This window comes from Promicromonospora kroppenstedtii DSM 19349, assembly GCF_000515355.1.
Taxonomy (GTDB): Bacteria; Actinomycetota; Actinomycetes; order Actinomycetales; family Cellulomonadaceae; genus Promicromonospora; species Promicromonospora kroppenstedtii.
The window spans coordinates 3632-12971 of record NZ_KI911645.1 but is presented as its reverse complement, the minus strand read 5'-3'; the positions used below and the strand labels follow the sequence as shown (position 1 = coordinate 12971).

The window sequence follows — 9340 nt, the reverse complement described above, 5'->3', positions numbered from 1 at the left end:
AGGTCAGGTGGTCGGTAGCTCGAGCTGCCGACCACCTGACCTTCTACCGACCACCCGCCCGCACGGGATCCCGCGCGCACCTGGGACGCCGATGGCATCGTGAGCGCATGACGACTCCTCCTGCGGTGCGTGGCACGGTCCCGGACGTCGAAGCCGTCCTGGCACCGTTGGCGGGACTGCTGCCCGGTCTGCGCGACACGTACGTGGACCTGCACGAGCACCCGGAACTGTCCTACCAGGAGACCCGGACGGCGGCCCTGGTCGCGGAGCGGCTGGCGGCGGCCGGCTACGTGGTGCACATGGGCATCGGCGGGACCGGCGTCGCGGGTGTGCTGAGCAACGGCGACGGCCCCTGCGTGCTGCTGCGCGCCGACATGGACGCCCTGCCCGTCACCGAGGACACCGGGCTCCCCTACGCGAGCATCGTCCGCACCACCACTGCCGACGGCGTGGAGTCGGGCGTGATGCACGCCTGCGGGCACGACGTGCACGTCACCGCCCTGCTCGGCGCGGCCGACGTGCTGGCCCAGGGGCGGTCGCGGTGGTCGGGCACGCTGGTGGTCGTGTTCCAGCCGGCCGAGGAGCTCGGCACGGGCGCCCGCGCCATGGTCGACGACGGTCTGTACGACGTCGTGCCCCGCCCCGACATCGTGCTGGGGCAGCACGTCGCACCTGTCGCGGCGGGCCTGCTCGGGGTGCACGGCGGACCGGCGTTCGCCGGCACGGACATCCTGGGCATCCGCCTGGTCGGACGCGGCGGGCACGGCTCCCGGCCGGAGGCCACCGTGGACCCGGTCGTGATGGCGGCATCAACAGTGATGCGCCTGCAGACCATCGTGTCGCGCGAGGTCGCCGCCGGAGAGTCCGCCGTCGTCACGGTGGGCACGCTCCAGGCCGGCACCAAGGAGAACATCATCGCGGACGACGCCCGCCTCGGCGTCAACATCCGCTCCTTCGACGAGGCCGTGCGCAAGCGGGTCCTGGCCGCCGTCGAGCGGATCGTGCACGCCGAGGCCGACGCCGCGGGAGCACCGCAGCCCCCGGAGATCGTTCCGGGCGAGTCGTTCCCGCCGCTGGTCAACGACCCGGTGGAGACCGAGCGCACGCGCGGTGCCCTGGCCGCCCACTTCGGCGCCGAGCGCGTCATCGACCCCGGCCCCGTCTCGGGCAGCGAGGACGTCGGCGTGCTCGCCACCGCCGCCGGGGCGCCGATCGTCTACTGGCTGCTCGGCGGCTGGGACCCGGCCGCGTTCTTCGCCGCTCAGCAGGCGGGCACCACGGACCGCGACATCCCGTCCAACCACTCGCCGAGGTTCGCCCCCGTGCCGCACCCGACGCTGGAGACGGGCGTGACGGCGCTGGTCGTGGCGGCCCTGGACCGCCTGGAGGCGCCGGGCACGGTCTGAGGTCCGCCGGCGCCGCCGGCGTGCCGCGGTCATACGGGCCGACGGCGTGTCGCCGCCGGTAGAGACCACGCCGAGGGATGTGTTGCTGTCCGTAGACAATGTCTACTCAGAGCAACACACCTGGCCGGACAACAGACACCCCGCGCGCCCGATCGCGACCTGCCCGACGCGGCCCTCACGGAGCTGCCCTTACGACACAACTTCTCAGGAACGAACCGGCGTGGTTGGCTTCGGCCCGTGGAAATCATCGTGACCAGCGTCGTCGCCGTCGTCGGAACCCTGCTCGGCTCGCTCGCGACCCACTACTTCCAGCGCCGCAACCGCGCCGACGCGGAGCGCTTCGAACGCGGCGAGCGCCTGCGCCAGGAGCGCGTGAGCGCGTACACGACGTTCGGCGGCGTGCTCGTGAACCTGCGCCGCGCCCACATGGATCGCTGGTTCGCGGTCCACGACGAGCGCAAGAGCGTCGACCCGGAGGCACTGCGCTACGAGACCTACCGTCTCTACACCGACGCGCAGGAGGCCCTGTTCCGCGTCCAGCTCGTCACCGGGTCCAAGGAGCTGATCGCCCTGGGCAAGCAGGCGATCGAGGGCGTGGACCAGATGAAGCCGAACCTCTCGCCGGAGGAGTTCGCGAGTGCCCGCGACACCTCCCGCCAGGGCGTCTTCCGCTTCATGGAGGCGGCCCGCAAGCACGTCGAGGTGGCGTGATCGCGCGCAGCCGCCACTTCCGCAGATGCTTGACGGAGTCAGTCCGCATCCTCACCAAATGTCCGGCACGATACGAGTCCGCGCAAAAACTCCGCAAAAGAGTCCGCGATGCGCCGCGGCACCCTGTCCTCGTCGATGTAAGCAACAGAAGGCTCGCCGAGGGGTCCGCTCGCGGAATAGTCGAGCATCACCGTGTCGTGCCCGGCCGAAGGCGTGATTCCGAGCACTACTCCGATCTCTGGGTACTGCCATTCGGCGATCATGTTCGATGAGAGAACATCGACTCCCCATGCACCGCCAACGCCCCAGATCGCATCGATGCATATATGGTCGGGCGCCCACGATGTGGCGAAGTCGGTCGGAAAGCATCGGTTTCGCAATAGACCGCCGTTCTGCACGAGGATCAGTTCGACGTAACTTTCCGGAAGGCGGACCTGGAGCACCTCCTCGGCCTGCCGTATCATCTCCGCGCCAGCCGGCTGACCGACGTAATCTGATTGGTCGGTCGGATCGAATGCCGTCATCACGAACTCCGCTCTAGCAAATCGCGAACCCACCGGTGTGGCCGGTCTTCGCGTGGACAGACATGCTGACCAATTGCATCACACCGCAATTCTGGTGATGGTTCCAGGTCCACTTGCCCTTGCGATACGCCGCCGTGATTCCGGCCGCTTTGTCTGCAGCAGCGAAGTCCTGCGCCCTGTTGCCGGTCAGAGTAATCGTGACATCCGGTGTGGCCGGGTCCCTGTATCCGCTGAAGTCGGGAAACCCTTGGGCATCGAACGGCACGCCCGTCACCGGGTGCGTTCCACCAGCGAGGTGAGCGTTGATCGGCCCGACGGGGGTCCCTCCCGACGCACAGTTGCACGCGGAGGTGTGACCGCCGACCGACCCTCCGCAGTTGTGGACCAGTACCGAGCTGGTATCCAGGGCGTCGCCGGCACTGGCATAGAACGTGTGATCCGAGTCGACAGCGAGGTTGTACACCACCGCCTGCTTGCGCTCGACATCGACGTCCGCGACCTGCATCCAGGTGCCAGCACTGGACTTGAGCCAGTCACCGGCCCGCAAGTCGATCGCGTCGACCCAGTCCCCCTCCTTGGCACTCCAGAACGGGTGTCCATCCGTGGCAACGATCTGCTGCCCGTCACCATGGTCGTCGCGGGCCGTCACCGTGACGAGGGTCTTCTCACCGCTTCCGGTGATGTGCGCGGTGACCAGCCTTCCGCCCGAACGACGACCGGTGTCTTCCTCGCCAGAGAGGACCTCGTCACCCGGCCTCAGGTCCTCGATCGGCTTTCGTGTGCCGCTCGCCATCAGGACCAGGGTGCCGGCCGCAAAGCTGTTGCCGGTCTTGCAGGACATCGGCTCGTCGGTCTTCGCCGAGTCCCCCTTGCCAGTCGTGTCAGCCTTCTTCTTGGCAGCGTCTGCTCGCGCCTTAGCCTTGGCCTCCGCCGCGAGCTGTTTCACCTTCGCATCGGCCGCAGCCTTCGCCTTGGCCGCCTTCGCCGCGGCTTCACGCGCAGCCTTGGCCGCCGCAGCCTTCGCGGCTTCAGCAGCCTGTTTCGCCTTCTTGGCGCCGGACAGGACCTTCTGCGCCCACTTCAGCTCGCTGGAGAAGGTCATCACGGCCTTGCCGGCCTTGTAGATGGCCTCACCGATCTTGGCCGCCTTGAAGATCTTGCCCCAGGGCAGCGCACCGACGACGAGCATCACGCACGCGCCGAGGTCGCCGTCCAGGCAGTCCATCAGGTCGGTGATCCCCAGGAACTCCATGAGGATCTGCCCGCCGGCCTCCAGGATGACGTCGAGTATCGACTTGCCCTGGAGCTGCTGCGCTTTCGCGATGTCCTCGGCGCTCGGGCCCTCGACCTCGGCGCCCGGGTCGTTCGGGTTGGAGGTGGTGCCCGCGCCCGTGGGGGTCTCGACCGTGCCGCCACCCGTGGGGCCCTCGAGCTCCCGCTCGCCCGTCGGGTCCGTGAACACCATCGGGTTGTTGCCCGCGTACGCGTACGGCGACGAGCCGATCGGCTGCGCACCTGCCGGGTCCACCGACGAGAACCGCCCCGTCCCCGGGTCGTAGTTGCGGGCCCGCATCGCGTAGTTGCCCTCGCCGGTCGTAGGGTCGAGGTACGCACCGGCGAACCGCATCGGGTTCTTGATCTGGTCCAGCGGCTTGGCGTCCGCCAGCGGTCCGACCCCGGCCAGCGGCTCGGCGTCGCCCGACGTGGCATCCGTCGAACCTGCGTCGGCGCCCCCACCGGCCGAGCCTTCACCAGCGGCCTCAGCCACCGACCCCGCCAACGTCTCCCCCTGCCGCGGGTTGCCGAACGGGTCGTAGTCGTAGCCCTCCTCGACCTGCCCGTCCGCGGACAGCATGTTCGCCACGCCGCCCAGCCAGTCGTGCGTGTACGAGTGCGCGCCGCCTTGCGCCTCCAGCAGCGCGAGCGGTTCGTCCGTCGGACCGTAGGCGAAGGCCTGGCGGCCCTGCACCACGCCGTTCACGTCGGTCAGCGTGTCGACGGCGATGTTCTCCAGCGAGCCGTTGACGTCCCAGGACCAGTGCCGCGTCGAGGCGCCCGCCCCGACACCCGTGATCGCGTCGAGCCGCATGCGCGTCGCGTCGTAGGTGTAGGTGGTCTGCACCCCGCCGACGGTCGCCTTGGCCAGCGTGCTGTCGATGTTGTACTCGAGGCGGTCGTCGCCCGCACGTGTCTGGTTGCCCAGCACGTCGTACTCGTACTCCTTGCGCTCCACCGTCGGCCGACCGTCGTCCTTGCCGACCGTGACCTCGCGGAGCAGCTGGCTCGCGTGGTCGTAGGTGTACCGGGTCAGGTCGGAGCCCGCCGAGCCGGTGCGCTTCTGCTCGGTCCGGTTGCCCAGCAGGTCGTACTCGTAGGAGATCCGGCCCGCGTCCTTGCTCTTCCGGTCGCACTCCTTCGCCGCGTAGCAGGCCGTCGTCACCCGGTTGGCGTCGTCGTACGCGTAGGCGACGGCCTCGGTGACGCCGCCGCGCGTCGTCTTCACGTGGGTCGGGTTGCCGACCTCGTCGAGCGTGAGGTCGAACGCCGAGACCGGGTCCTGCACCCCGTCGACGGGGTCCCCCGTGCGTTCGGTGCCGATCGAGGTCAGCCGGCCGGCGTCGTCGTATGCGCGCTCCTCGGTCAGGCCGGTGGCGGCCGGGAGGGTGGTCGCCGTCCGCCGCCCGGCGATGTCGTAGGCGTACTCCCAACGGGCGCTGCTCCCGCCCACGGAACCGCCCGCCGCCGTCGTGGAGACGAGGCGCGAGTCGTCGTCGTACGTCGAGGTGATCTTGGTGCCGTCGGGGTAGGTGCGCTCGGTGATGTTGCCGCGCTGGTCGTACCCGTAGGTGAAGGTCTCGTCCGCCTGGTTGGCCTCCTCACGGAGCACCTTGGTGATCTGGTCCTCGTCGTCGTACGTCACCGTGCGCACGCCCAGCGGGTCGCCGTACGACGTCGTCCGGTCCTTCGCGTCGTAGCCGTACGTGTACTCGGGCCCGCCCGAGCCGACCTGCTGGCTGGTCAGCCGGCTGCGCAGGTCGTACACCGAGGTGATGGTGCGCTCGGCCCGCTCGGCCTCGCTCAGGTCCTCCAGGTCCTCGCGCCGGTCGGTCGTGATGGCGGTGAGCGCGTTCGACTCGGCGTCGTACGTCGTGTGCGTGGTGCGGCCGAGCGGGTCGGTCGCGGCGACGGGTCGGCCTGCCTCGTCGTACCGCACGCCGCTGCGCCCGCCCTGCGGGTCGCGGACGCCGACCACGCGGCCGTCGTCGTCGTAGGCGAGCACTGTCGCGAAGGCCTGCGAGAACAGCGGCAGCTCAGGCGCGTCCGGCTGGCGCACGTGACTGATCTGGTCGTCGTCGCGGTAGGCGACGTAGGTGGTGCCGCCGCGCGCGTCGGTCACCTCGATCGGGCGGCTGTTCTGGTCGTACGTGGTGGACGTCGTGTTGCCGAGCGGGTCGATCTCCTTGACCCGGTTGCCCGCCAGGTCGTACTCGTAGCGCGTGGTGAACCGGGCCTTGTCCGCGCCGTCGACGTTGCCGCGCGGCTCGGTCACCGACGCGAGCAGTCCGTCGTCCGTGTAGGTGTACGTCGTGACGCCGCCCACGGGCGACGTCTCCTTGATCTTGTTGCCGGCCGCGTCGTACTCGGTGCGGGTGGTCTTGCCGCCCGCGTCGGTGCGCTCGGTCTGCCGCCCGTTCTTGTCGTACCCCATCGTGGTGGTCCGGCCCTTGGTGTCCGTGACCGAGTCCACCTGCCCGGTGTTGCCGCGCTCGAAGCTGGAGGTCTTGTTCAGCTCGTTGATCGACGCCGTCGTGCGGTCCAGCGCGTCGACCTTGATGTCCCGGTCCACGTGCTTGCCGCCCGGGTACGGCATGCGCATCCGGACCGGGTTGTCGTTGGCGTCGTAGAAGTACTCGGTGGTGAAGTCGGCCCGGTTCGCGCCCGGCACGTTGCCGCGCGGCGAGGTCACCGTCTTGACCAGGCCCTTCGCGTCGTACGTGTACGACGTCGTCAGGTCGTCGCCCCTCATCACCACGCTCTCGGTCCGGCGCCGTCCGGCGTCGGTGTAGCCGAACGTCATGACCCGGCCGCCGGCGTCGACCTTCGACTGCAGGCCGTTGTCGAGGTAGGAGTAGGTGCTGACGACGCCCTCGGGCGAGATCTCCTTCGCGAGCCGGCCGACGTCGTCGTACAGCGAGCGCCAGCCGTGGGTCTTGCCCGGCTCGTCGACGCGCACCACCCGGTCCTGCTCGTCGTAGGTCGTCTCGGTCGTGTAGTGCCGGCGGTCGCGCGGGTCGCCGGTGCCGCGCGGGTCCGTCGCCGCGACCTGCCGGCCCGTCCGGTCGTAGCGGTACTCGCTGCGCCGCCCCTCCGGGGAGACGACGGCGGACAGCAGCCCGGCGTTCTCCTCGCCGTCCGGCAGGTACTCGTAGCGGGTGACCTTGTCGCGCTGGTCGGTGGTGGAGGTGCGCAGGCCCCGGTCGTCGTAGACGTGCTCGACGTCGTGGCCCTCGGCGTCGACGCTGCGGACCAGCTCGTCGAACTCGTTGTACGTGTTCTTCCAGACGTTGCCCTTGGCGTCGGTGAACTCGATCGGGTTGTTCCGGTCGTCGTACTTGGTCTTCTCGTCGAAGCCCTGCGGCGCCACGGCCTGCGTCGGGTTGCCCCGGCCGTCGAACTCGACCACGTGCTGGTACTGGTTGCCGTTGACCACGAGGTTGCGGTCCAGGCGCTTGTTGTACCGGTGGTTGTCGGCGTCGCCGGTGCTGCGCTGGCTGTAGAGCAGCACGTTGTCGTGGTAGCCGTCGTAGATCGAGACGTAGTCGGCGTCGGTGCTGCGCGCTTCCTGCTTGTCGCCGTCCCAGGCGAACGTCATCTCCGCGCCGACGCCGTCACGCTGCGCCACGACGCGCCCGTCGTCGCCGTACTCGTTGTGCACGGCCACGACCTCGTGCGGGTCGACCACCTGGGTCAGCAGGCCGTCGGCGTCGTACCGGTACTCCCAGACGTTGCCGCGGGCGTCCTTGACCTTCGCCAAGAGGCCGTCGGCGTACTCGAACCGCACCTGACGGCGGTCCGGGAGCGTGATCCTCCGGATCAGGCCGTCGGTGAGCTCCGCGACGGCGGTGCGCCCCGAGGCGTCGGTGATCCGGACGTCGTCGCGGTCCTCGCCCCTGCCCCTGTCCTCCACGTCGACGTAGGCCAGGCGGACGCCGTCGTCGCGCGGGCTGAGCACCTCCGTGAGCCGGCCCTCCGCGCCGAACCGGTACGTCACCTGTCGCGGCGTCACCAGCTCCCAGCCGTCACCGGCGCGCTTCAGGTCCGAGCGCACGCCCGGCGGGCGCGTGTACCCGTCGCCGTCCGGCTCGTAGAGCGCCTCGGCGCCGTCCTCGGCGCGCACGATGGCGCCGTCGTCCGTCTCGGTGACGCGCATGTCGTACGACCACGCCCAGCCGACGCCGAACGGCCCCTGGCGGTTGTTCGCCGAGGAGTACGTGCGCGCGCTGCCGAACGAGATGCCGTACGACGCCATCTGCAGGTCCCGCTCGACGCGCACGAAGGCGCCGGTCCCGGTGTTGACCCCCACGCCGCGCTGCGCCTGCCCGACGGCGGTCGGGGCCAGGGCGTTCTCGCACCCGCAGCCGGCTGCCTGGTCGTCCGGGATGCCGGGCGGCAGGATCGTCGCCCGCGCCTTCGAGGTGCCTGACGGCTCGGACACCACCTCGTCGCCGCCCGGCAGTACCGCCGCGACCGTCACGAAGTAGTCCTTGCCCTCCTCCAGCTCCCAGCCGTCCTCCGCGCCGAACGAGCGGCAGAAGTCGGCGCCGCCGCAGAACCGCGGCCCCTCCAGCTCCGCGCGGGTCAGCCGCACCGACTCCTGCTCGGTCTGGTCGTCGCCCTCGTACAGCCGCACCACGGCGGCGGTCCAGTCCGGGTCGACGTCGCCGCTGGAGAAGTACAGGACCAGGGACGTGTCGCCGAGCACGAAACCCGGTCGCAGGTCGATCTCGGCGAAGCCTGCAGCGGCGGCGCTCGCCCGCGTGGCGGTGGGCGCCGTCAGCGCCCGCCATCTCGTCGAGGTGACCTCAGCGGGCTCGCCCTCGGCGGACACGGACTCCGGTACCACGGGCGGCCGTTCGTCCTCGGCGTAGGCGGTCGAGCGCCGCACCCCGTCCGGCATGGGGCGGTCGGCCGGGCCCTCGCCCGCCGTGGCCTGCGGCACCGCGGCCGACGTGCTGTCCGCCCGCACCTCCGGCGCGACGGCAATCAGCAGGGTCGCCGAGAAACCGACGGCCACCGCCATCGCCAGCCAGCGTCGCATCAGCCAGGTGCTGGCCAGGTGGTGTGCACGTGCCTCGGACATCGCCAACCCCCGTGTTGGTGTTTCCTGAGCAGTTTCCGGAACTTTCGTTTCCTGGGTGCTTACCCGGCATCGAGTGTGATCATGCTGAACGCTTCCTACAACTGGTTTATCCAGCTTTTCCTGTTCATATGCATTTAGTAGCGATGAAAAGCGCAGGTCAGAGTGGTTTTCACCCTGCGAAAACTCGCTCAGATCCAGCCCTACGACAGGTCCGGGCGTGCCGGTTTCGGCTCTGGTCGGTGCGGGAGCATGCTTGTGCGGGGGTGCCGGGAGGCTGAGCGAGGGGCGGGTCCTGTCGGGGCGAGCCGGCTCACCCCGACCCTCAGGTGCCCGGGTCC

At 69.9% G+C, this 9340-nt stretch carries 4 protein-coding genes; 2 read left to right on the top strand and 2 right to left on the bottom strand.

The features are described 5' to 3' along the window. Window positions 1-107 precede the first annotated feature (107 nt). A complete protein-coding gene (locus PROKR_RS09320) occupies window positions 108-1406 on the top strand; it encodes an amidohydrolase (protein WP_425414871.1) in 1299 nt (432 codons plus the stop codon). A gap of 237 nt (window positions 1407-1643) precedes the next feature. Further along, on the top strand, window positions 1644-2117 hold the full coding sequence (locus PROKR_RS09315) for a hypothetical protein (protein WP_036962453.1): 474 nt from the start codon (window positions 1644-1646) through the stop codon (window positions 2115-2117). Between the two features lie 38 nt (window positions 2118-2155). On the opposite strand, the gene PROKR_RS09310 is transcribed toward PROKR_RS09315, so the two are convergent. Together PROKR_RS09310 and PROKR_RS09305 are read right to left on the bottom strand one after the other, a co-directional pair. Continuing rightward, the gene (locus PROKR_RS09310; protein ID WP_036962450.1) at window positions 2156-2641 is read right to left on the bottom strand and encodes an SMI1/KNR4 family protein; all 486 of its coding nucleotides are present in this window, start codon (window positions 2639-2641) and stop codon (window positions 2156-2158) included. A gap of 13 nt (window positions 2642-2654) precedes the next feature. Continuing rightward, on the bottom strand, window positions 2655-9002 hold the full coding sequence (locus PROKR_RS09305; protein WP_211240082.1) for a polymorphic toxin-type HINT domain-containing protein: 6348 nt from the start codon (window positions 9000-9002) through the stop codon (window positions 2655-2657). Window positions 9003-9340 lie beyond the last annotated feature (338 nt).